At 62.0% G+C, this 22,459-nt stretch carries 18 protein-coding genes; all 18 read right to left on the reverse strand.

Annotation, left to right across the window (positions count from 1 at the left end):
- Positions 1 to 4,635: a dermonecrotic toxin domain-containing protein gene (locus tag FRT59_RS11290; protein ID WP_153871246.1), complete on the reverse strand. Its 4,635-nt coding sequence runs from the start codon at positions 4,633 to 4,635 to the stop codon at positions 1 to 3.
- Between the two features lie 125 nt (positions 4,636 to 4,760).
- Positions 4,761 to 5,852 carry a polyamine ABC transporter substrate-binding protein gene (locus FRT59_RS11295; RefSeq protein WP_153871247.1) on the reverse strand — a complete coding sequence of 364 codons (1,092 nt, stop codon included), beginning with the start codon at positions 5,850 to 5,852 and terminating at the stop codon, positions 4,761 to 4,763.
- Positions 5,849 to 6,883, reverse strand: coding sequence for a histone deacetylase family protein (locus FRT59_RS11300; protein WP_153871248.1), 1,035 nt, complete (start codon positions 6,881 to 6,883; stop codon positions 5,849 to 5,851). The genes FRT59_RS11295 and FRT59_RS11300 overlap by 4 nt, the downstream gene beginning before the upstream one ends.
- Positions 6,884 to 7,016: 133 nt before the next feature.
- Entirely contained in the window at positions 7,017 to 8,009 is a 993-nt protein-coding gene (locus tag FRT59_RS11305; protein WP_153871249.1) for an AraC family transcriptional regulator, read from the reverse strand.
- 50 nt (positions 8,010 to 8,059) lie between these two features.
- Positions 8,060 to 9,037 carry an asparaginase gene (locus FRT59_RS11310; RefSeq protein ID WP_153871250.1) on the reverse strand — a complete coding sequence of 326 codons (978 nt, stop codon included), beginning with the start codon at positions 9,035 to 9,037 and terminating at the stop codon, positions 8,060 to 8,062.
- A gap of 83 nt (positions 9,038 to 9,120) precedes the next feature.
- Complete coding sequence (locus FRT59_RS11315) at positions 9,121 to 10,572, reverse strand: alanine/glycine:cation symporter family protein (RefSeq protein WP_034116697.1); 1,452 nt, start codon at positions 10,570 to 10,572, stop codon at positions 9,121 to 9,123.
- A 308-nt stretch (positions 10,573 to 10,880) separates the two neighbouring features.
- Positions 10,881 to 12,110 carry a hypothetical protein gene (locus tag FRT59_RS11320; RefSeq protein ID WP_153871251.1) on the reverse strand — a complete coding sequence of 410 codons (1,230 nt, stop codon included), beginning with the start codon at positions 12,108 to 12,110 and terminating at the stop codon, positions 10,881 to 10,883.
- A 475-nt stretch (positions 12,111 to 12,585) separates the two neighbouring features.
- Positions 12,586 to 13,545 carry a PDR/VanB family oxidoreductase gene (locus FRT59_RS11325; RefSeq protein ID WP_153871252.1) on the reverse strand — a complete coding sequence of 320 codons (960 nt, stop codon included), beginning with the start codon at positions 13,543 to 13,545 and terminating at the stop codon, positions 12,586 to 12,588.
- A complete protein-coding gene (locus FRT59_RS11330) occupies positions 13,538 to 13,945 on the reverse strand; it encodes a Rid family hydrolase (RefSeq protein WP_034116490.1) in 408 nt (135 codons plus the stop codon). Before FRT59_RS11330 ends, FRT59_RS11325 begins: the two co-directional genes overlap by 8 nt.
- On the reverse strand, positions 13,942 to 14,976 hold the full coding sequence (locus FRT59_RS11335) for an aromatic ring-hydroxylating oxygenase subunit alpha (protein WP_153871253.1): 1,035 nt from the start codon (positions 14,974 to 14,976) through the stop codon (positions 13,942 to 13,944). The genes FRT59_RS11330 and FRT59_RS11335 overlap by 4 nt, the downstream gene beginning before the upstream one ends.
- Positions 14,977 to 14,997: 21 nt before the next feature.
- On the reverse strand, positions 14,998 to 15,225 hold the full coding sequence (locus FRT59_RS11340) for a recombinase-like helix-turn-helix domain-containing protein (RefSeq protein ID WP_034116488.1): 228 nt from the start codon (positions 15,223 to 15,225) through the stop codon (positions 14,998 to 15,000).
- 1 nt (position 15,226) lies between these two features.
- On the reverse strand, positions 15,227 to 15,544 hold the full coding sequence (locus FRT59_RS11345; protein ID WP_034116487.1) for a hypothetical protein: 318 nt from the start codon (positions 15,542 to 15,544) through the stop codon (positions 15,227 to 15,229).
- A gap of 2 nt (positions 15,545 to 15,546) precedes the next feature.
- Positions 15,547 to 16,689 carry an FAD-dependent monooxygenase gene (locus FRT59_RS11350; RefSeq protein ID WP_153871254.1) on the reverse strand — a complete coding sequence of 381 codons (1,143 nt, stop codon included), beginning with the start codon at positions 16,687 to 16,689 and terminating at the stop codon, positions 15,547 to 15,549.
- A 13-nt stretch (positions 16,690 to 16,702) separates the two neighbouring features.
- Positions 16,703 to 17,668: a VOC family protein gene (locus FRT59_RS11355; RefSeq protein ID WP_153871255.1), complete on the reverse strand. Its 966-nt coding sequence runs from the start codon at positions 17,666 to 17,668 to the stop codon at positions 16,703 to 16,705.
- Positions 17,668 to 19,161, reverse strand: coding sequence for an aldehyde dehydrogenase (locus tag FRT59_RS11360; protein ID WP_153871256.1), 1,494 nt, complete (start codon positions 19,159 to 19,161; stop codon positions 17,668 to 17,670). The genes FRT59_RS11355 and FRT59_RS11360 overlap by 1 nt, the downstream gene beginning before the upstream one ends.
- A 10-nt stretch (positions 19,162 to 19,171) precedes the next feature.
- Positions 19,172 to 19,975 (reverse strand): aspartate dehydrogenase, encoded by an 804-nt coding sequence (locus FRT59_RS11365; RefSeq protein ID WP_034116483.1) that lies wholly within the window; start codon positions 19,973 to 19,975, stop codon positions 19,172 to 19,174.
- A 10-nt stretch (positions 19,976 to 19,985) separates the two neighbouring features.
- Positions 19,986 to 21,668, reverse strand: coding sequence for a thiamine pyrophosphate-binding protein (locus FRT59_RS11370; RefSeq protein WP_153871257.1), 1,683 nt, complete (start codon positions 21,666 to 21,668; stop codon positions 19,986 to 19,988).
- Positions 21,661 to 22,458 (reverse strand): SDR family oxidoreductase, encoded by a 798-nt coding sequence (locus FRT59_RS11375; RefSeq protein ID WP_153871258.1) that lies wholly within the window; start codon positions 22,456 to 22,458, stop codon positions 21,661 to 21,663. The genes FRT59_RS11370 and FRT59_RS11375 overlap by 8 nt, the downstream gene beginning before the upstream one ends.
- Position 22,459 lies beyond the last annotated feature (1 nt).

The following is a 22,459-nucleotide window of genomic DNA, read 5'->3' on the forward strand; positions in this document are numbered from 1 at the left end:
TCAGCCTTCGAAAAACAGTGATTTGGCCAGCCGCGGGCTGATTTCACTGCGGTGAATGTCGATCAGGTCTTTGTCGCTGGTGCCGATGCGCTGTACCTTGCCGCCGAGTTTTCGCTGCTGGCGGGTTTTGAGGTGCCCCGCGCCGTCGATAAAGTCTTCGAGGGCTGCCTTGGATGACGAGTAGTGAAAGTGCGCATACCACAGCACGGTATTGTTTTGGCTGTCGCGGATTTCATATTCGTCCAAGTAGTTGCTGGGGCCTTTGAGGCGTTGACGATTAGTTACCTTGGCAATCTTCACCAGCCCTTGATCGTGCAACCATTGCAGTCGCGCCGCCGTGGGCGGTTGTTGTTTGATCATATCGATCCGCGTTTGGGTGCCCAGCTCATATAGGCGCTTGGCGCTCTCATTGAGATTGCGGTTGAGCGTGGCGGCTGAAGGGCGGTCGCTTTCGGTGAGATTGAGTTGGGTCAGGGCCGCCTCCACCGTGGTCACGGCCTCCTCCAGGCGTGCCGCTTGTTGGTGGAACATTTCTTCGATTTCTACCGGTATGCGCTCCGGATTGCGCGAGCGGGCCAACATGCGTTGGGTAAAGGCTCTTTCTTCATCCAGCAACTGTTGCCCGGCGTTGAGGCTTACTCCCAGGTCGGCTGGCCTTGAGCCTGCCGGGGGAGCGGTGGTTGCTTTGTGCTCGACCCAAACCCCAGGATTTTTTTCGTGGAAGGTGGCGATGACCTTGCCGGTCAGAGGGGCCTTGACGTCCACCAACGTGGCGTCGTTTTCCCGTGGCTCTCCGACCACGGTGCCTTTGAAGCGAGTCTTGATGATTTTGCGTTGAGGTTGCTCGGGTGGTTTCGATGGGCTGGGCTTGGGCTCCAAGGCTTTGCGTTTGCGCAACGACTGCACCAGTTCACGCAGGGCCTGTTGATGAAACTCGTCAATGCGTTGGCGCAGGTTTTCCAAGGGCTCGCGTTGGAGTTGCTCAGTGTAATCGGCGTGCAGGTCCAGCAGGCGCTGGTCAACGACCGAGAGTTGCTCAGCCAGGCTGTTGAGCACGTCGATGCGTTCATCCAGGGTGCTGTCCTGAGGCTGACTCATGAGGTCGGTGAGGCTCTGCACATTCAGCTCGGCGGCATCGACGATGTCGCCTAACTGTGCGCGGACATTGGTCAATACTTCGCTGTCGCCAGCATTGATGCACAGGTAGCGTGACACGCTGACCATCAGGTTCTTGAGGTCGGACAGCGTCATATTGGGTAAGGCGCGCACTGTCGACTGGATGACTTTGGCACCCTCTGCGCCGAGGTTTTCCAGCTCTTTGAAACGGCCGGTCACGTACTCCAGGCGCATGATCATTTCCAGGCTCTGGGTTGCAAGGCTTTGGGCGACTTGTGTCTGCAGCGCGGGCTCTACGGGCTCCGACGTTTCCAGCACGTCCAGGGAGGCCGTCAAGGCGCTACGGTAGGTGGGCAGCTGTTCATCGATCGCCGCTCGGGTCAACGCCAGTTGGTTTCCCAGGTAGCTGATCATGTAGCTCTGGTAATCGGGCACCGTGTCGATGATGCCCAGGGACCTGAGTTGGCGAATCGGCACGTCGTACTCCAGCAAGCGTGCATTCACATCACTGATAAAGGATTGGCGACGTGACTCGGTGGACGGCCCCGGCTGCGAATCAATGGTGGCAAGGGCAGCGGAAAGGTCGCTTTGCCGACCCAGTTCAGTGGAATTGAATTCAGCGAGGCTTTTGCGCAGCTCTTCAATACGCGAAGGCTTCTGGCCCTGAGCTGCTTTGCGGCGATTGCGAAACCCTCCACCGCGCAGGCGCAGGCGGGTATCGACGAACCATTTTCCGGCCATGTTATTGATCAAGAGCGGGCCGGAGCGTGTTGGGCTGAGCGAATCGATAATGACCACATTGTCGTTGGCGTCCACCTGCACTTCGAACCAGCGCTCACCGACCGGGGCGTACCATTTGCTGTCGGCGGGGTACAGATAGTGATGGGTACCGGGCTGTTTGTTCTGCTCACCCAATGCCGCGGGCCGTTCTACTTTGAAACTGTCCAACCGCATGCCCAGGCTTGATGAGGTGCGGCTCAGTGCGCCGCTGCTGTGCAGGGCGCCAGGGTGCAACGTGAACAGGTCGGCGCTGGGCAGGTCTGGCATTTGCACCGAGGTGATCTTGGGCACCGGCAATGCCGGCTTCTCTGGGACGTCGATCAATACCGGCTCCTCGGGTGCCTTGAGGCTTAACGGTTCGCTCGTCTGCTGCGTGGTCGAATGACGCGTGGCCGCATGCAGCACCAAGGCCATGCTCAGGTTCAGCCAAAGGTCCACCAGCGAGGTCCAGGGTGTTGGCTCGTCTGGGGCATTGAGGGCTTTTTCGACCTCTTCCAGGTCGCTCATGATTTGCCACATCCACGCGGCGACACCCACCGTTGGGCCAAGGAACGGCAGGACTGCATTGAAAATCTGCCAGCCGGCCTGGCGATAGGTCGCCCAGCGTTTTTGCACGTTGGATACGGACTGGCGAGTCGCAAGTTCGACCATGGCATTGGCATTGGCCTTGAACAACGTCCCCAGCATGTCATTGCCCAGCACTTCGTCACTGAGGGTCAGAGGGCCGCTCATATACACAACGGTGGCGGGTTCGACCAAGGCTCGGGCAAGGGTCCATGGCGAGGGCCAGGTATCGGGGAACACGTATTGCGCATAGTTGAAGCGTACTTCTTCGGGCAACCACGCCAGCACCGATTCACGTAGTTGCCGCTCATGTTTGATCGCATAGAGCAGGTTTTGCCGGGAGGGGAACTGGCGCAGCACCGGTTCAAGCGACGGGCGGTACAGCAGACAAGGGCCCGTATCGGCGGTTTTTGGCTCGATCAGGAACATGTTGGTGACCGCATCCTTGCTGTTGCCGGGGCGCAGCGTGGGGATGAAGGCCAATTGACGGATGACGATTTCCTGCCCGTCCACCTGGCGTTGGTGCGCGTCGGTTTTCAACACGGCGGCGACGTAGCGGTAGCCGAGCTCATTGATGTCGTTGCGCGCCTGGATCTTCCATTGCAAGGCCAGCAGCGGTAGCTGCACCTGCAAGTGGTCGGTGTAGAGCAACTGCCGAGCCGCAGACTGAGTCGAGTCTGCGAGCAGCGTACGCTTGATCAGCGCCGGGTAGTGCTCGCCGATATCCAGCTCTGTGATCACCTCCTCGAGGTAGCTATAGGGCAGCCAATCGGGCGCCGGAGCGCCGTTGTATTCCACGCTGGTGTCTCCGGTGGGCAGGCCGGTGAGATTTTCCAGGGCGAGGTCGACCAGGTTGCGTCGCGTGATGTCGACCTGTCCGGGTACCGTGAACGTCCCCCAGATGACAGGGCTGCGGATGACCACCTCGACTTTGTCAGGTTTGATCCTGGTGCCGCGTATACGGCCTCTGAGTCGGTTCTGTAGCTGTGTACGGGCGTAGTCGCGTATCGGTGCAATACCGTCCAGGAATGAACGGCCTTGGTTGTGCGTATGCACCTGCGCCAGGTTGATGAGGTAGCGGCCATAGGCAGCGGCATCGGTGTCGCTGGCGTTGGCCAGCCAGTCGGGTATGCGCTGTTGAATCTGGCGAATGCTCGACATGGAGTGAGCGCTCAGCTCTTCTATGCTGGGTACTGCGCGGGTGAGGCTTATGGGGGCGCTGGGTTGGCTGTGTGGCTCGCGGTCTTGGGCCGCACCTAACTGGCCGAGGGTGTCGATTTGCATGGCGATCAGGGCACAGGCCAGGCTGTCGAAAAAGTTGCCGGTCGGTTCAGACAGGCGCCATTGCAGCGCTATATCCTGTTGCGCGCCGGTCACTTGGGTCGCCAGGTTTTCGCCAAGCGCTTGCAATGAGTCAAATTTCTCGTAGCCGCTGACCAGCGAGTGGGTGAGGATTCGGGTTGTTTTTCCGTGCTCGCCGATCAATACCGCCTTGTCCAGTACGCCGGCATGGTGGGTCTGGCCATTGCGCAGAATATCGACATCAATCAGATAGGCCCGGCTTTTGTACGGGTTCTTGAGGCTGCGGTTTTCCTGTTGGGGGGAGTGAAACAGCATGCGGGCCATGGCACAGTCATCGGCATCCCAGCCTTCCACCGTGCTCACGTTCCATACCTTGCCCAGTGAGTTGGCGAACACTTGCCAGCGCGGGCCGCTGCTGCCGTTCGATTGGTTCCAGTAATCCAGTTGCTGTTCCTGAAACGCAGTGAACAGCAGCGGCGACAGCTCATTGATCAAGCGCCCCACGGCATCGATCTTCACCGGCAGGTGCACGTCATTGCTGGCACTGGGTTGGAGTGAAAGGTAATGCTCGCCGTCGATATAGATGACAGGGTCGGGTGATATGGCCTGGCGTGCGAGGACGGAAGTGAGCGGTTCGAAAAAACCATCCAGCGAAACGATTTTATCGTCAACGATTTGCCAGCGCGGTGTACAGACCATGGCCAGGTCCGGGTTGATGTCCACCGTGGGGTACTGCTCGCGCAGGGCGCTGCGCAACGTGGCACTGGCCACTTCCCGGCTGGTGGGGCCGGCGGTCATTTGGGTCAGCAGTTCATAGACATTGGGCGGTCGATCGTTTTGAGGCGTATCCGTGACGGGCGTGCTGTTAGGCATCTGCAGTTCCTTGGCGAGCGTTGGCCCGCGCGGCAGCGACGGGCCTTGGGAGGCGCAAGGTAACGATTCCAGATACGGCGAGAACGGTAGATAAATAAGGGCAAGCAAGCCCGCCCCGCTAAGGGTCAGGTACCGGACTTGATCTTGGTCCAGGCCCGCGTCCTGGCGCGTTCGGCATCACGGCCCAGGGGTTTGAGCGTGTAGAGCGTGGCCATCGCCGCATCGGTAGGGTACAGGTTGGGGTTATTGCGGATCGCCGGGTCGACCTGCTCGGTAGCGTCCTTGTTCGGGTTGGGGTAGCCAACAAAGTCACTGATCGGCGCAATCACCTGGGGTTGCAGCAGGTAGTTGATAAAGGTGTAGGCGTCCTGCGGGTTTTGCGCGCCCTTGGGTATGGCGAGCATGTCGAACCAGATCGGTGCGCCTTCCTTGGGCAGGCGCATGTCCACGGTTACGCCGTTTTTGGCTTCTTTGGCGCGGTTGGCAGCTTGAGAGAAACTGCCGGAATAACCCACGGCCACGCAGATATCTCCGTTGGCGATATCGGCCATGTACTTGGAGGAGTGGAAGTAGGTGATGTAGGGGCGGATTTTCATCAACAGCGCTTCGGCCTTGACGTAGTCCTTGGGGTTGCTGCTGTTGGGGTCCAGGCCCAGGTGCTGCAATGCCAGGGGCAGGATCTCCGAGGGCGAGTCCAGCAGCGCCACGCCGCACTGCTTGAGCTTGCTGATGTTCTCTTCCTTGAAGATCAGGTCCCAGCTGTCCACTGGCGCATTATCCCCCAGCGCTGCCTTGACCTTGGCCGGGTTGAAGCCGATGAGGATGGTGCCGTACATGTAGGGCACGGCAAATTTATTGCCCGGGTCATTGGCTTCGATCAGTTTCATCAGCTTAGAGTCGAGGTGTTGCCAGTTTGGCAGTTGGCTGCGGTCCAGGGGCTGAAACACCAAGGCTTCGATCTGCTTGGCCAGGAACACGTTGGACGGCACCACCACGTCATAACCTGAGTTGCCGGTGAGCAGTTTGGCTTCAAGGGCTTCGTTGGTGTCGAAGATGTCATACACCAGTTTGATCTTCGGGTTCTGCGCCTTGAAGTCTTCAAGTGCCTTGGGCGTGATGTAGTCGAACCAGTTGTAGACCTTGAGGGGTTTTTCTTCGGCGTGGGCTGCGCCGCCGAGAACGGCTGCACAGAGGGCGAGTGACTTGAGCATGTTCATTGGGTGGCCCCCTCGAAACCTTCGAGAACGTTGACGGCATTGATGCCGATTTCTTCCACGGCGTAGCCGCCTTCCATCACGAACAGCGTCGGCTTGCCCAACCGCGCGATGCGCGCCCCCATCGCCAGATAATCCGGGCTGTCGAGTTTGAACTGTGAGATAGGGTCGTCCTTGAAGGTGTCCACGCCCAGGGACACCACGATGACATCGGCGCCGTAGCGCTCGATCTCTTGACAGGCCTCTTCGAGCGCTGCGCTCCAACTCTCCCAGCCGGAACCTGCCGGCAGGGGATAGTTGAAATTGAAGCCTTCACCCGCGCCTTCACCCAGCTCGTCGGCATAGCCCAGGAAAAACGGAAACTCCGCCTCCGGATGCCCGTGGATCGAGGTGAACAGCACATCACGGCGGTCATAGAAAATCGACTGGGTGCCATTGCCGTGGTGATAGTCCACATCAAGGATCGCGACCTTTTCATGGCCCTGGTCGAGAAACGCCTGGGCGGCAATCGCCGCGTTATTGAGGTAGCAATAACCGCCCATCAAATCGCGGGCGGCGTGATGCCCCGGCGGGCGACACAAGGCAAACGCTGCGTTGGCACCTTGCGCGATGGCGTGTTGTGCGGTGAGTGCGACCTGCGCCGCACTGTAGGCGGCTTGCCATGTGCCGGCCGTAATCGGTGCACCGCCGTCAAAGCTGTAGTAACCCAACTGGCCGTGCAGGCTGGTGGGTATCACCCGGCGCAGGGTGCGCGCTGGCCAGGTGTAGGGCAGCAGGTCGCCGTCCTGGCCGAATTCGGTCCAGCGCTCCCACGCACCTTTGAAGAAGTCGAGGTAGTCGCGGCTATGAATGCGTTGCAGCGGTGCCAGGCCAAAGTCCTGCGGGGCCTGCACCGGGCCCAGGTCACGCGCCTTGACGCGTTGCAGTACATGGTCGGCGCGCGAGGGCATTTCGAAGCAGGGCATCAGTTGCCCGTCCATCAATTCGCAGCGGCCGTGGTGCAGGTGGTGATCGTCCGAGTAGATCGTCAGCATATTGTTGTTCTCCGCAGGCTGTATCAGTGGGTCCAGTCTTGCGGCGGGCCGATTTTAAGAGAACGGCAGGAGCGGCCAAAAGGGGATAAATAAGGCCAAATTGTTTGTCCGAAATTCGCCCCTCGATGGGGCGTCATGCGCGAAATTGGCTCGGTGCCAGTCCGCTCCAACGCACAAATGCATGCCTGAAACTGGCGGTCTCGCTGAACCCCAGCGCCTCTGCAATCTGGTAGATCGGCCACTGGCCTTCAGCCAACAGTTGCTTGGCGCGCTCGAAGCGCAACTCGTCCAGCAGTTCTTGATAGCTGCTGCCCAAGTCGTGCAGATGTCGGCGCAGGGTACGCGCTGAACAGTTCATTTGCTCGGCCAAGCCTTCCAGGCCAGGTGCGGCGTTGAGTTGGGCGGTGAGTAGCTGGCGAATCCTGCCCAGCCAGGCCTGGCGCCCGGTGAACTCCAGGTTCTGTTTGCGGCAGCGTTCAGCCATGGCCTGGTGGGTAATGGCATCAGCCAAGGGTAGTGGCTGCTTGAGCCAATGCTTCTCGAAGGCAAAGGCGTTGGCCGTGGCTTGAAACTGCATCGGGCAGGGAAAGTGTTCTGCGTAACGCGTGCGGTAGTCCGGGGCATCGTGTTCAAAGCGTGCAGCGAGTAGCGGTAGGGGCTGGCCGAGTAGGTCGTCGCAAATCACCTTGAGTGACGTCAAGCACAATTCAACGTTGAACGTTTCCAGTGTGGGATTTTCTCGGTAGTCGCTGGCGGTGAACCAGATTCGCTCGTCGTTCTCTTCAAGGCTGAGCTCGAAAAGTGTTCCCAGCAGCGCCGGATAACGCAGCGCGAGGCGTAAAGCGTCACCGAAGGTGGCACTGGTGAGTAGGGCGTAACCGAGCATGCCGTAAGCCGAGACATGCATCTGGCGGCCGAGCTCCAGGCCCACATCCGGGCGCAGGGCGACCGCGTTGGCACACACGCGCATTTCCTGATTGGTGGTGATGCGGGTGTCGGCACGGCTCAAGTCGGCTGCGTAGATACCGCTGCCGGCCAGCAGTGCGTCGGCGGACAGACCTTCGGCTTTGAAGGTGTTGAGCACCAGGGACACGGCATTGAGGGTGGTGAGGTGGGAGTGCAACATGGGAACTTCCAGCCAGGGGGTGGCTGGAAGTGGAGCAATTTGTATGCCGGTCAGCTCAGTTCGCCGCACAGGTCGAGCTCTACCAGGCGGCGAATTTCGGCCGTGTCCAGCCCGGCGCCGATCAAGGCATTGAGTTTGCCGAACGCCGCTTCACGGGTCATGCCACCACCGGATAGCACGCCCACGCCGCGCAAACGGCTGCCAGCTTCGTACACGTCCAGTTCCACGCCGCCCTCATGGCATTGAGTGATCGCTACCACCACCACGCCTTGGTCCTGTGCGCGCTTGAGGCTGGCGAGGAACGCTGGGTTATCGCTCGGCCCGGTGCCACTGCCGAAGCACTCCAGCACCAGCGCCTGGATACCGCTGTCGATCAACGCATCCAATTGCCCGGCGGCGATGCCCGGCACCAGCGGCAGCACGCCGACATTGGCCAGAGCCTTGTCGTGACGGTAATCCATCGCGGCGGGAAGGTTATCGGCCTGGGCTACGCCGCCATTGCGTTGCAAGGCTGCAAATGGATGGCGCCCGAAACTGCGGACCTTCGCGCAACGGGTCGGAGCCATCAGCGCGCCGTGGAAGTACAGGTGCACACCCGGTGCGAGACCTTCGCCCAATGCCTCCAACGCACCGCTGACGTTTTCCCAGGCATCGCTGTCCGGCACACCGGCAGGCAACATGGAACCGGTGAACACGACCGGTACCGGCAAGCCCAGCAGTTGAAAACTCATGGCCGCCGCGCTGTAGGCCAGGGTGTCGGTGCCGTGCAGGATCAGTACGGCATCGCAACCCTCGTCCACCGCTTCAACCACGGCGACGCGCAGGCGCTGCCAGTAGGCCGGGGTCATGTTGGCGCTATCGATCAGCGGCGACATTTCGCGAAAGCGCCAGGCGGGCACTGGCTGCTTGGCAAGCTGCTCACGCATGCGTGCTTCAAAACCCGACGCGGGGGCCAGGCCGTTGGCGCTGGCTTGCATACCGATGGTGCCGCCGGTGTAGAGCACCATGACGTTGTTAGCTGGTTGCATGAAAAATCTCCTGAACGAAAAACGCCGCCGGGCCCAGAGCATGCCCAAGGCCGGGCGGCGTGTCATCTACCTAGGGGGCGTTCTCAGCGTTGCGTTTGAGCGCTCGGTTCAGCGGATGCTTGAGCGGTTGGCTCAGGCTTCACCGGGTTGGCCGGCCAGGCCTTGCGGTCCAGGTCCAGGTCAGGGAACTGGCTGGAGTCGAACACCGGGGTCTTGATGCCTGCCGCGCGCTGGTTGTCGTAGTCGTTCAGGATGCGCATGGCGATCTTGAACAGGAACGCCAGGGCGAACAGGTTGACGAACGCCAGCATGGTCATGGTGATGTCGGCGAAGGCGAACACGGTGCTCAGGTTCTCGATCGAACCCCAGAAAATCAGCACCAGTACCAACGCGCGGTAGCCCATCAGCACCTTGCGATTGTTGCCGACCAGAAAGCGCAGGTTGCTCTCGCCCAAGTAGTAGTTGTACATGATCGAGGTGAACACGAACAACGCCAGGGCCACCGAGATAAACATCCGGCCCCAGTCACCCACTACCGCCGCCAGGGAGTTCTGGGTCAGGGCAATGCCGTCGCCTTCAAAGCCTGGGGTGTAGAAACCGGAAAGCAGGATCAGCAACGCGGTGCAGGTGCAGATGATGAACGTGTCGAGGAACACGCTGAACGCTTGCACCACGCCTTGGGCGATCGGGTGTTCTACCGAAGCGACTGCTGCCACGTTAGGCGCACTGCCCAGGCCGGCTTCGTTGGCGAACACGCCGCGCTTCACGCCCATGATGATTGCGCTGCCCACCAGGCCACCGAAGGCTTGGTCGAGGCCGAAGGCGCTCTTGACGATGGTCGCGAGCATGGCGGGTACGTGGTCGAATTGCAGCACGATCACGTACAGGGTCACCGCGATGTAAACCAGGGTCTTGACCGGCACCAGCAGGTCGGCAATCGAGGCGATACGCTTGATCCCGCCGATGAACACCAGGCCCAGCAACACCGCCAGCGCCAGGCCGGTGTAGGTGGTATCCAGGCCGAAAGCGTTGTTCAGCGAGTGGGTCACAGCGTGGGCTTGCAGGCCGTTGAAGGCAAAACCGAAGGTCACCAGCAGCAGGAACGCCATGACCATGCCCAGCCAGCGTTTGTGCAGGCCATGCTGGATGTAATACGCCGGGCCGCCACGGTAGGTACCTTCAGCGTCCGTGCGCTTGTACAACTGGCCAAGGGAGCACTCGATAAAGCTCGACGACATGCCCACCAGTGCGGTGACCCACATCCAGAACACGGCGCCCGGGCCACCCAGGGTCACGGCAATACCGACGCCTGCGATGTTACCGGCACCGACGCGGCCGGCCAGGCTGAGCATCAGCGCCTGGAACGAGCTGAGTTGGCCGGCGCTGCTCTTCAGGCTGTCTTTAAACACCGAGAACATATGGAAAAAGTGACGCAATTGAACGAAACGCGAGCGGATCGTGAAATAACCGCCGAGCCCGACTATGAGCACGATCAGTACTTTCCCTGAGAGGAAGTCGTTGATGACTTCGAGCATGGAGTGTTCCTCGCTGATTTTTCTGATGGCAAACGCAGGACGGTCCGACGCATCGCTCAGCACCAGGCAGTGCACGACGCTTCGATCCCCATCCTTTTGCGGGTGTTGTTATTCATGCGCTTTCGCGTTGTATCCGGGCCTCGTTACCGACGGCCGCAGACGCGAAGAGGGGCGGCACTATACCTAGGTGAGCGCCAGACGTCTGCAAACAACGCAACGGGGCGAGGAACGGTAAGCGGGTCAAGGGGCTGGATCGATTCATGCGTCAGCGGGGTCGCGCCGATCCAGAGCCCCTGTGTGCGTCAGGCTTAGAAGTAATACCCGATGTTGACGTTAGTGCGGTAATACCACTCATTGCTGCCCACCGAACTGGTGTTGGTAAAGCCGCTGCCATTCTCTGCGCCGCCGTAGGGGTTGGCGTTCCTGGCCCAGGTCAGGTCGACCCAAGCCATCACCGGCATCGCCAGGAACTGTGCGCCCACGGTGAACATCTGCGAGTCATCCCAGGCGCTCTTGTCTTTCATCATCCGACTGTAGTCGGTGTACAGCTTGACCTTCTTCAACTGCCCCAGCGTTGGCGTGTAGACGTCATAACCGAGGTTGACCGAGGCCAGGCTGGCCTTAGAGGCGATCAGGTACGCCGGGGTCAGGCCATTGCCGCCCATCAGCACCGAATCCTTGCTGACGCCGGCAGGGTTTTCGGGATCGTATTCGTAGCGGATGGCCTGGGTGGTGACCGTCCACAGGCCCTTGCTGATGACGGCGTGCACACCCGCGGCCCAGTAGTCGCCATCATCCTTGGTGGTGGCGTTGTACAACTGGGCGGTGGCCAGCGACGCGCCGATCTCGGTCTTCCAGCCATCGTTGTTGAACGTTCGCGCCACGCGGGCGTTGAGCTGGTTGCGTTTTTCGTTGTCTTGGCGCGACTGTGTGAAGGCAATCGCATTGTCCTTCAGGTCGGCATAGCGCCCCACTTCAGGCGAGTAGCGAATATCACTGGGCAACATGCGCGGGAAGAAGCCCAACTGCACATCCCAATCCTGGTCCTTGTAGCTGTACTTGAGGCCGGTGCCGGCGCTCACTGCATAGCCCATGAAAAACGGTAGGTGGTAACTCCAGCCAAATTGCGGGTATGGCTCCAGGCCAAACGGCTTGAACGGCGCCCCCAGCTGCAGGTTCGAGTTTGCATTGAGCCGATAACCGACGAACCCACGGTCGATGGAGCGTTTGCCATCGTCCTGGAACCAGTAGCCGATATCGCTATAGAGGCTCTTGTAGGTGGCCTGTACATCCAGGCGGAACGTGTCGAAGAGGAAGCGACCATTGTTCTCGGTGGTGCCCCAATGCTCGTCGCGATAATTGGTGCGCAACGCGCCGCCAATATCCAGGCTGCTGTCACCGGCTTCACTGCGCCAGGAAATATGCGGGAAGGGTTTGTTGGCGGCGTTGGCCCGCACTGGCTCGGAAGGTATCGGTTCGGCGGCGAAACTGGTGAAACTGGCAAACATCAACCCTGCACATAAGACATGACGCTTCATATCGACCTCACCTTGTAATACTCGGCTATACCGGGTGATCGGCAACACTCGTCCACTTGCCTTTAAAGGCAACTAAGGAGGGAGCGGGTCTTACCGGGTTTAAGTGTTGGTTATTATTGTTTTATCGGTGAAACGCTGTTTGATCAGTGGGCGCATAGGAGTAGAGCAGGAAGTGTGCCAGGCAGCGTACTTGTTTTTATTTACATAAAAGACGTTTAAAAACAATTGTTTATATAAGAGACAAATCAACTTGTATAACCCATGAAACAGGCAGGAAAGTGGGTAACAACATTGCCCGTGATAGGTGCGTCTTTATTGCACGTTGCCAGCGAAGTGGGCACGCCGATGTTTTATGGACGAACTGTAGGAGCGAGCTTGCTCGCGAAGAGCTTAAGGGCAACGCGGTTATTCAGGATAAACCGCGTTATCGTTAACGTTCTTCGCGAGCAAGCTCGCTCCTACAGGGGGTGGGGGGTTAGAGGTCGAGCACCAACCGTTGGCTCTTGCAGCCGGAAACACACACCATCATCGACTTGTTCGCCGCACGCTCGGCCTTGGTCAGCACCCCATCGCGGTGGTCGATCTCACCTTCCACCACCCGCGTTTCACAGGAGCCGCATACCCCTTCGCGGCAGCTGTGGTCAATGTCGCAACCGGCTTCGAGTAGCACATCCAGCAAGCTCAAACCGGGTTCCACCGTCAGCGTCTTGCCGGATTTTTTCAGTTCCACGCTGTAGCTGTTCCGGGCATCTTCGCTGGGCGCCAGTTCGGCGGCGGTAAAGCGCTCGATATGCGCATGGGGGTAACCCAGGCGCTCACAGGTGCTCTCAAAGGCATCCAGCATCGGCGTCGGCCCGCAGCAGTAGAAGTGCGTATCTGCCGGTTGGCCGGCGAGGTAGGCGGCGAGGTCGGGCGGCACGCCTTTTTCGTCATTGAAGTGGTACACCACCCGCGCATCGAGCCCGTTCAACGCCTCCACCAACGCCGCTTCCTGGCGCGAGCGCGCGCAGTAGATCAGCTCGGCGGATTTCCCCTGGGCCAGCAGCTGGCGGAACATGCAGTAGATCGGCGTAATGCCGATGCCACCAGCCACCAGCACACTGTGGCTGGCGCTCAGGTCCAGCGCGAAGTTGTTGCGTGGCGCCGAGATCGACAGCGGCATGCCGACCCGCAGTTGGCTGTGCACATATTCCGAGCCACCCCGGCTGTTGCGGTCACGCAGGATGCCGACGGTATAGCGCCCCTGGTCGCTGGGAGAGTTGAGCAGCGAGTAACTGCGCACCAGGCCGTTGGCCAGGTGCAGGTCGATGTGCGAGCCGGCCTCGAACGGCGGGAACACGGTATCGCCCAACGGCCGAAACTCGACGCTGATGATGCCTTCGGCTTCATAGCGCAGAGTGTGCACGCGGGCGGTGAGCAGGGAGGGCTTAGACATCATTCACCTCTGTGACGGTACGCAGGTCGACATCGAGCCGGGCACTGGCCTCGATCTCGACCCGTAGTTCAGGAAACACCAGCGCGCTGACGGCCACCAGGGTCGACGTGGGAAACACTGCCTGCCCGCCGAAAAAATCCCGACGGGCGCGGCCCACCTGGTCCTTGTCGGCAATATCGGTGAGGTACACCGTCAGCCGGTAGATAGTGCCGATATGCCCACCGGCAGCCTCCACCAGGGCCTGGATCTTGCCCAGCACCACCAGGGTCTGGGCGTAGCAGTCCAGGGTCGCCTCGCGGCTGGCGGGGTGCGCAGTCATCCCCGACATCACCACCTCGCGACCGATCAGCAGCGCATTCGACCAACTGGCCCCGGCGGGCGCCACCACGACCGGGTTCATGGCAGCTGCTTCGCTGCGATCAGTTCAAGCTGGGCCTTGGCCGCGTTCTTCAGGTAACGGCGCATGCGCACCACACCCAGATCGTGCTGGTAGAGGTTTTCGCGCTGGTTGGCGTCCGGCTCCATGAACTCCAACAGCACCCGATCCTGTTCCAGCACTGCCCAGTGGCGGGCTTCCAGGCGGTTCTTGTAGAGGAAGCGCCAGGTGTCGCGCTGCCAGCCGGTCAGCGGTCGGCAACGCCAGTGGAACACGGCTGACAGCGCGCGGCTGCTCGGCGTATAGCTGCCAATAATGGTGAAGTTGCCGCCCGGGCCGCCGGTTTTCGGGTAGGGGATTTCCAGGCGCAGCCAGTGGCAGCCGTTGTCCATGAACTCGGTCCAGTCGAAGTTCACCCCGCGCTGGCCTTCCTTCTCGAAGAAGAACCCGTTGTCGGTGTCGCGGGTGACGAACTTGGCGGTGGCTTCGCCTTCGCTCATCGAGTGCGACATCTTGTGCAGGTAGGTGCCATGCATCGGGTCCATGACGTTGTCGATCACGTAGCGGTAGTCACCTTTCCACTCGGTGTAGCAGACAAAGCTGCTCCACTCAGGGGAAGTAAGCTGCTCGGGCAACACCAGTTCCGGCGGTGTCTGCAAGTGCGGGTCGGTGGCGTTGAACAAAAAGATCGCACCCGCCGCTTCGCGCGTATGGAACATGCGGGTCGGGCGGCTGCCCTCGAGTTTGCAGCCGGGGCTGCCCGGCACCTTGGTCACGGTGCCGTCACAGCGCACTTCGATGCCGTGATACGGGCACTGCAAACGATCACCCAGCACCGGGCCCTGGGACAGCGGCGCGCCGCGATGAGGGCAATGGTCTTCCAGGGCATGGACGCGGCCATCGTTGTCTCGCCACAGGGCAATCTTGTAGCCAAGGCGGCGCACCGACACCGGCTTTTCCCCCAGCAGGTCCGAGGGTAATACCGGGAACCAGAGGTCTTTGAGGCCATTGGCCAGATGGTTTTCAACAGGGTCGACGGTCAGTTGCGTAGTCATTGTTTTATTCCTTCTGCCGGGTCATTCGCCCAGCCGGGCCATCAGGGTTTGATAGGCATCTGCCGTCCACTCGCCGCTGGTCAGCGGGCAGGGCGGGCCGGCCAGGTTGAGGTGGGCGAGCAGCGCCGGCAGCTCGGTCACGCCGTTGCCGAAGGCGCGTTCGATGGAGTCACCCAGCAGCTCTTCAAATTGGGTATTGGGCCGTTTGCGCGCCTGATGGGGTTCGAGGAATCGTTCGGTAGTGCTCATCTCATTGACCTCCGTTGCGTACCCGTTCGCGGATCGTTTCGCGCACCGGGATAAAGTCGTATGTCGGGAAAACCTCGGTGCTGAATACGCCCCACGCCGAGCGTTCAAGCTCGACGTTGAGGGCGGGCAGCAGGCTTGGTGGCAGGCGCAGCGTGACGATCTGGCCCAGACCCATGGCCACGGTCCAGCTCACCAGCTCCACGCCCTGGGGCGGAAAGCGTTCCCACCAGTCCTGCTGCTTCATATGCCGCTGAATGTCTTCCAGGTTCTTCGATTGGTCGTGCTTGAGCAGCACAGTCACCAGCAAGGTGTCGCTCATGTTCAGGCCGCGCTTTGTGTGGGGACGGTCCAGGCGTCGTAGCCATAGACCCAGTCGGCGTTGCCGCCGTCCTTGAGCCACTGGTTGCCGCGCGAGCCGATCTGGATCTGGCTGGTGCGTTCCAGGCGCGCCTGCTGGTAAGCCTGCAAGGCGTCAGCGACCTGGGCTTGACTGTCGAGGTCTTGCAGATAACGGGCGAGCACCACGGCATCCTCGATGGCCTGGCCGGCGCCCTGGGCCATGAACGGCATCATCGGGTGGCAGGCATCGCCCAGCAGGGTGATCGCGCCCTTGGACCAGAACGGCAGCGGGTCGCGCTCATACAACGCGGTCTTGAGCACATCGCTGCACGCATCCAGCAGGGCACGGGCGTCGGGGTGGAACGCCTGATAGTGGCTGCGCAGCTCGTCAGCATCGCCTGCGCTGGTCCACGACTCTTCGTGCCAGCTGTCCTGGGCGGTGGTGGCGAAGATAAAGATGTCCTTGCCCTGGTTGAGCGGGAACGTGACGATCTGGCTCTGCGGGTTGGGGCCCCACCACTTGGTAAAGGCCTGGATATTCGGCACATGGGCCACGCACTCGGCCGGCACTACGGCGCGGTACGCTACCACCCCGGTAAAGCGCGGGTGCTCTTCGCCAAACAGCGCGTTGCGCACCACCGAGTGGATGCCGTCGGCGCCGATCAGCACATCGCAGCGGTGCTGGCTGCCATCCTTGAAGTGCAGGCAAATGCCGTCGTCATGTTGCTCAACCCGTTCGGCGCGCTTGGCGAACTGCACCTGCTCCAGCGGGAACACCTCAGCCAGCGCTGCCAGCAGGTCGGCGCGGTGGATAGTCAGTTGCGGGGCGCCGTATTTCTGCTCGGCGGCGTCGGACATTTCCAGGCGCGAAGTCTCTTCGCCGCTGTCCCACATCCGGCTGATGCGATGGGTCGGCCGGGCGGCAGGGATGCGCACGGCGGCGCCAATGCCCAGGCCATCCAGCGCACGTACCGCGTTGGGGGTGAGGTTGATATCGGCACCGACCCGCAAAAAGGCCTTGGACTGTTCGAACACAGTGACCTGGTGACCGGCGCGATGCAGGGCGATGGCGGCGGTCAGGCCGCCGATACCGGCACCGGCGATAGCAATATTCAGGGAAGGCATGGGCGACTCCTGCTCAGGATTTGGGTTTGTCGGTGAGGAACTTGCCTTGCGGCGCCTCCACGTGTTGCTGGCGCCGGGTATTACCGTCGATACCGCCGGCAATCGCCCATTCGGCGAACACCGTGGGGCCCGGTTCAAAGGTGCGTGGCTGCCATTCGCCGGTCAGTTGGTCTTCGTCGGCGTAGTACTCCACCAGTGCGCCGGCCGGGTTTTTGAAGTACCAGAAAAACGCCGAAGACACCGGGTGGCGCCCGGGGCCGATCTCGGTCGGCCAGCCGCTGCGGGACACGTGCATGCCGCCGCCAAATACCTCGTGCACATCGCGAACGGTAAAGGCCACATGGTTCAGGCCGGCCCGTGGCGCCGGCAGTTGCAGCATGAACAGGTCGTGGTGGCCGCCTTCCTCGGCGGTGCGCAAAAAGGCGCCACGATCCGGGTAGCGGTCCGAGGCCTGGAAGCCGAAGCGCTCGTGGTAGAAGGCTTCGCAGGCGTTCACGTCCTTGACGAAAAACACCACGTGGCCGACCTCGATCGGTGTGGCGCGCTCGTAGATCGGTGCGGCCTTGTTGATCCGGCCCTTGGTCTGCCAGGTGTTGTGGCCGCTGCACTCGATCTCCAGCTCGCGCTTGCGCGTCACCTGCAGGCGGATCGCCAGGCCGTTGGGGTCGGTGCAGCCGATGCGTCCGTTGCCCTCGACAAACCCCGGGTCGTTGGCGATACGTTCGGCGTATAGCGCCAGGTCGGCAGCGTCGGCCACGCCCCACACCACTTCGCGCACGGTGGAACCGGCTTCGATGGCGGGCGGCAGGCCCGGTTTGTTCAGGTCGGCCAGTACCACGCGGCAGCCGTTGAGGGTCTCGAAAACCACCTCATCGGGTTGGGTGCTGACGAGGGTCAGGCCCCAGTCGCTGAAAAAACGCACGCAGGTGTCGAGGTCTTCGACGCCATAGGTGACTTCATCAATACCTAAAACGCTCATCACGCTACCTCGTGTGGCACACCGGCCCAGGCCAGTGGCTGTTGGTTCATGCCCCAGTAAAGGCTCTTCTGTTCCATGTATTGCAGGATCCCCAGGCGCCCTTTTTCGCGGCCCAGGCCACTGTCGCGCCAACCGCCAAATGGCGTGGAAATCGAGAACTGCTTGTAGGTGTTGATCCACACCGTGCCGGCCTGCAAGCGCCGGCCCAGGGCCCAGGCGCGCTTATAGTCGCGGGTCCAGATCCCCGCTGCGAGGGCGTAGAGGCTGTCGTTAGCCTGTTCCAGCAGTTGCTCTTCATCGTCGAAGGGCATGGCCACCAGCACCGGGCCGAAGATTTCTTCCTGGCACACCTGCTGTTGGTTGTGCAGGCCCTCAAGGATGGTCGGCGGGTAGAAGTAACCCTGGTCATACACGCCACCGCTGGGACGCTGCCCGCCAAGACGCAGGCGCCCGCCTTCGGCCAGGCCGAGGGCGACATAACGCTCCACCGATTCACGATGGTCGGCGCTGATCAGCGGGCCCATCTGCGTGTTTTCGTCAGCCGGGTCGCCCATGCGCAGGTTGGCGGCGGCGGCCACCAGGCGTTGCATGAAGGGTTCGTACAAGGCGCGCGCGACAAACAGTCGCGAGCCGGCAATACACGCCTCGCCCGAGGAGCTGAAAATGCCGTACAGCACGCCCGCTACTGCGTGGTCGAGGTCGGCGTCATCAAGGACGATAGTCGGCGACTTGCCGCCCAGCTCCAGGGATACCGGCATCATCTTGTCGGCGGCGATATGGGCGATGTGCTTGCCGGTGCGGGTACCGCCGGTAAACGACACGCGCTTGACCAGCGGGTGGCGGGTCAGCGCATCACCCAGCAGTGTGCCCTTGCCTGGCAGCACGCTGATCAGGCCCTTGGGCAGGCCGGCTTCCTCGCACAAACGTGCCAGGCGCAGCGCCAGCAGCGGGGTGATTTCCGCCGGCTTGATCACCACCGCATTGCCCGCCGCCAGCGCTGGCGCGACCTTTTGCGCCTCGCTGGCAATCGGCGAGTTCCACGGGGTGATTGCGGCAACCACACCCATCGGCTCATACACGCTCATGCTGACGAAATCACCGCGCGACGGGGTGATGGTTTCTTCCAGGGTTTCGCAGGCGGCGGCGAAGAACTGGAAGGTGCCGGCAGCACTGGCCACCAAGGCGCGGGTTTCATTGATCGGCTTGCCGTTGTCCTGGCGCTGCAACTGCGCAAGCTCTTCGCTGTGCAGGCGGATCAACTCGGCGATGCGGTACAGCACGCCGGCCCGTTCGTGGGGTTTACGCTGGGCCCAGCCGCTGTGCAGGAAGGCCTGGTGCGCGCCCTGGATGGCGTCTTCCACATCCTGTAAATCGGCGGCATTGAGCCAGGCAACGGCTTCGCCGGTGGCCGGGTAGCGGCTGGCGTAGCGCTCGCCACGGCCCAGGCGCCAGTGGCCGGCGATGCAGATCGGTAAAGTCTGTTCGAGGGTCATCGACGGGCTCCTAAATTGAGATGGCATGGGCGTGGTTGCCCAGCGCACGAACCACGCTGTACACCGTCAGCGCCGAGGTCTTGGGGTTGGCCAAAAGCGGCTTGCCGCGCAGGCTCAACTCGAAACGGCCAAAGGCGCCACGGGCTTCGAAGTGGTGGACGTTTTCGTCGCTGTGGGGGTCGGCGATCAGCGTGACGTGGGTGCGATCCAGGCCCAGCCCGGCCAGGGACAGGGTCGCGGCGACGTTGGCGTTTTTGGGGTACAGCCGCGCGGCTTCGCGGGCACTGCCCTGGAAGATCACCGTGGCTTCGCTGATGCTGTCCAGGTCGCAAGCCTGCTCGCCGGGGGTGTTCTTCCAGGCACGGGCCGGCTTGCGCCCGGTGTAGTTGACCGAGTCCAGCCCGCCGACCTTGGCCGCTGACAACGCATCAATGCCGCCAATTGCACCGGGCAGCAGCTCAATGCGGGTCTTGCCGCGTGCGGCGGCGGCCTCCAGGCGTTCCACCAGGCCCACCTCAGACAAGGCGCCCACCGAGACAATCAGGCAGGCAATACCGCGCTCCAGGGCCGGCAGCACATGTTCCTCGATGGCCCGGTGACCGGCGCACTCCACCAGCAGGTCCGGGCGTGTATCAGCCGGTAATGCCGTGAGCACTTGCGGTGGTTGTTTGAAACTGGCCAGGCGCTGGCGCACCAAGGCCTCGGAGCCCTCGGAAGCGATGACGTAGTCCACGCACAACTGCGGATCGCTCTCCAGCAACTCCAGCACGCCGACGCCAATGGCGCCGCAGCCGATCATGGTGATATGCAACATGCGGCGATCCTCAGGCGGTGGCCTTCTGGGTTTTGGTTTCGCTGTTGGGCGGGCCGGCGAACTGAGTGGCGAAGTTGCCCACGCTGAGCATGTCCACTTCCAGCAGGAACGGGCCGGGCTGGCTCAGCGCACTGTCGACCACTTTGCCGAAGTCCTTGAGGTCGGTGACCAGGCCGTGGCGCAGGCCCATGGATTCGGCGAGCTTGGTGTAGTCCGGGGTGTGCAGATCGACGTAGCAATGCCGGCTGCCGTAGACCGCGTCCTGGATATTGCGGATCACCCCGTAGCGCTGGTCGTTCATCAGCAGGATCACCAGGTTGGCGCGCTCCTGCACCAGGGTCGCCAGTTCGCCGAGGTTGAGGATGAAACCGCCATCGCCCGCCAGGGCAAACACTTTGCGTTCGGGCGCGGTTTCAGCCGCCGCCACTGCGGCACCGATGCCCATCGCCAGGCCCTGGCCAATACCGCCACCGAGGGCGTGAACCCCGGCACGCGGGTGGTACAGGTTGAGCAGCCGGTTGCCCCAGATGCTGTTGGACAGGGTCACATCGCGCACCCAGGAGAAGTTGCGCCCGGTGCTGGCCTGCAATTGCTCGACCATCGCCGAATAGGGGCCCAGGTCCGCCACCAGTTGGCTGCGCGATTGCTCACGCACGGCCTTCAGCTCGACGAGGAACTGCGGGTCGGTGTGCAGGCGGCCCTCCAGGCGATCAGCCAAGCCGTCCAGGGCCAGGGCCGCATCGCCGCAGATAAACAGCTCGCTGGCATAGCTGCGGCCTTCGATGGCCGGGTTGGCGTCGATGCGCAAGGTGTTCTGCGGCAGCTTGAGCGCGTACTTGAATGTCTCGTTACTGCGCAGGCGCGAACCTGCGATCAGCAATGCATCACAGGTTTGCAGGAACTGCTCGACGCGCTTGTTCTGCGAAAACGCTCCCAGGCAACGCTCGTCGTCTTCATTGACCACGCCGCGCCCCTGGGTCGAGGTGATCACGCCAACGCCCATCGCCAGCAGGCGTTTGACCTGCGCCCCGGCATGCCGCGCACCGCCACCGAGCCAGAGCATCGGGCGCTTGGCACTGGCCAGGCGCTCGGCTACCAGGTCGAGCGCTTCCGGCGCCGGCACGGCGACCGGAATCGGCAGTGGCGACAGGTCGGTGGGCATCGGGATAAAGGTCGACTGGATGTCGATCGGGATCTCGACGCTGACCGGGCCGGTCGGCGCGGTCAGCGCGGTCTGCACCGCAAGCTTCAGGGTGCTGATGGCGGTCTCGACGCTGCGCACGCGGAAGGCGGCCTTGGACACGGCCTTGAGCATGTTCAACTGGTCGCGGGCTTCGTGGATATACGCCAGCTCCTGGTCCAGGTACGGCGTCTCGATTTGCCCGGTGATATGCAGCAGCGGGGTGCCTGCGGTCTGTGCTTCAACCATGGCGCCAGCGGCATTCCCGGCGGCGGTGCCGGTGGAGGTCAGGCACACGCCCAGGCCGCCGGTGGTGCGGGCATAGGCATCGGCCATGTTGGCGGCGCCGGCTTCACCCCGGGCCATGACAAAGCGGATATTGCCGCGCACGGCGAAGGCATCGAGGATCGGCATATTGTGGATCGAGATCACGCCAAACGCGGCCTTGACGTCGCATTGTTCGAGAAAGGCGGTGATGGCAGCGCCCACGGTGACAGTGTTTTCATTACGCATGGCGGGACAGGCCTCCGGATACATCGATATGGCTGCCTGTGGTGTAAGCCGACAGAGGCGAGGCCAGAAACAGGATCGCGCGGGCCGCTTCAATCGGCAGGCCCAGGCGCCCCAGGGGAATATGTTTTTGTTGGGCCAGGCGGGCGGTCCATTGCGCCCAGTCGAGGTCGCGCTCTTCACGCGCTTCGAAGCGCCTGCGCCATTGCCCGGATTCCACCAGGCCAATCAGGATGCCGTTGACACGGATGCCCTGCGGGGCGAACTCAGTGGCCATCGAGCGCACCAGGTTCTTGATCCCGGCGCGGGCGGCGGAGGTCGCGACCATGTGCGGCTCCGGCTGGCTGGCCAGCAGCGAGTTGACGCAGACAATGGCGGCGTCGACCTGGCTTTGCAGTTGCGGCTTGAAGGCGCGGACCGGGTTGATCACCGAAAAAAACTTCAGGTTCAGCTCTTCGGTCCAGGCGCTGTCGGTGGTGTCGGCAAAGGTCGAGACCCGGCCTTGCCCGGCGTTGTTGATCAACACGCTGGCGTCGCCAAGCGTGGCCCGGCTGATGCTGGCAAAGGCGTTGACTGATTCGCCGTCGAGCACATCGCAAACCTGAGCCAGCAATCGGGCCTGCGGGAAGCGTTGGCGCAGGCTGGCTTCGGCACGGTCCAGGCGATCGGCGTCGCGCCCACAGAAGGCCACGGCGGCACCGGCCTCCAATAGCAATTCGACGCACGCCAGGCCGATACCCGAGGAGCCACCGGTGACAATCACGGTGCGGCCCTGCAATTGATAAAGGCTCATC

Origin of the sequence: Pseudomonas haemolytica (assembly GCF_009659625.1) — a bacterium.
In the GTDB taxonomy this organism is placed as follows: Bacteria; Pseudomonadota; Gammaproteobacteria; order Pseudomonadales; family Pseudomonadaceae; genus Aquipseudomonas; species Aquipseudomonas haemolytica.

What these genes read in the sequence shown, in the direction of transcription:
- FRT59_RS11290 (WP_153871246.1), bottom strand. Translation starts at nt 4,635, where the DNA reads ATGCCTAACAGCACGCCCGTCACGGATACGCCTCAAAACGATCGACCG.
- FRT59_RS11325 (WP_153871252.1), bottom strand. Translation starts at nt 13,545, where the DNA reads ATGTCTAAGCCCTCCCTGCTCACCGCCCGCGTGCACACTCTGCGCTAT.
- FRT59_RS11310 (WP_153871250.1), bottom strand. Translation starts at nt 9,037, where the DNA reads ATGCAACCAGCTAACAACGTCATGGTGCTCTACACCGGCGGCACCATC.
- FRT59_RS11340 (WP_034116488.1), bottom strand. Translation starts at nt 15,225, where the DNA reads ATGAGCACTACCGAACGATTCCTCGAACCCCATCAGGCGCGCAAACGG.
- FRT59_RS11320 (WP_153871251.1), bottom strand. Translation starts at nt 12,110, where the DNA reads ATGAAGCGTCATGTCTTATGTGCAGGGTTGATGTTTGCCAGTTTCACC.
- FRT59_RS11350 (WP_153871254.1), bottom strand. Translation starts at nt 16,689, where the DNA reads ATGCCTTCCCTGAATATTGCTATCGCCGGTGCCGGTATCGGCGGCCTG.
- FRT59_RS11315 (WP_034116697.1), bottom strand. Translation starts at nt 10,572, where the DNA reads ATGCTCGAAGTCATCAACGACTTCCTCTCAGGGAAAGTACTGATCGTG.
- FRT59_RS11305 (WP_153871249.1), bottom strand. Translation starts at nt 8,009, where the DNA reads ATGTTGCACTCCCACCTCACCACCCTCAATGCCGTGTCCCTGGTGCTC.
- FRT59_RS11345 (WP_034116487.1), bottom strand. Translation starts at nt 15,544, where the DNA reads ATGAGCGACACCTTGCTGGTGACTGTGCTGCTCAAGCACGACCAATCG.
- FRT59_RS11365 (WP_034116483.1), bottom strand. Translation starts at nt 19,975, where the DNA reads ATGTTGCATATCACCATGATCGGCTGCGGCGCCATTGGCGTCGGCGTG.
- FRT59_RS11330 (WP_034116490.1), bottom strand. Translation starts at nt 13,945, where the DNA reads ATGAACCCGGTCGTGGTGGCGCCCGCCGGGGCCAGTTGGTCGAATGCG.
- FRT59_RS11360 (WP_153871256.1), bottom strand. Translation starts at nt 19,161, where the DNA reads ATGACCCTCGAACAGACTTTACCGATCTGCATCGCCGGCCACTGGCGC.
- FRT59_RS11300 (WP_153871248.1), bottom strand. Translation starts at nt 6,883, where the DNA reads ATGCTGACGATCTACTCGGACGATCACCACCTGCACCACGGCCGCTGC.
- FRT59_RS11295 (WP_153871247.1), bottom strand. Translation starts at nt 5,852, where the DNA reads ATGAACATGCTCAAGTCACTCGCCCTCTGTGCAGCCGTTCTCGGCGGC.
- FRT59_RS11370 (WP_153871257.1), bottom strand. Translation starts at nt 21,668, where the DNA reads ATGCGTAATGAAAACACTGTCACCGTGGGCGCTGCCATCACCGCCTTT.
- FRT59_RS11375 (WP_153871258.1), bottom strand. Translation starts at nt 22,458, where the DNA reads ATGAGCCTTTATCAATTGCAGGGCCGCACCGTGATTGTCACCGGTGGC.
- FRT59_RS11355 (WP_153871255.1), bottom strand. Translation starts at nt 17,668, where the DNA reads ATGAGCGTTTTAGGTATTGATGAAGTCACCTATGGCGTCGAAGACCTC.
- FRT59_RS11335 (WP_153871253.1), bottom strand. Translation starts at nt 14,976, where the DNA reads ATGACTACGCAACTGACCGTCGACCCTGTTGAAAACCATCTGGCCAAT.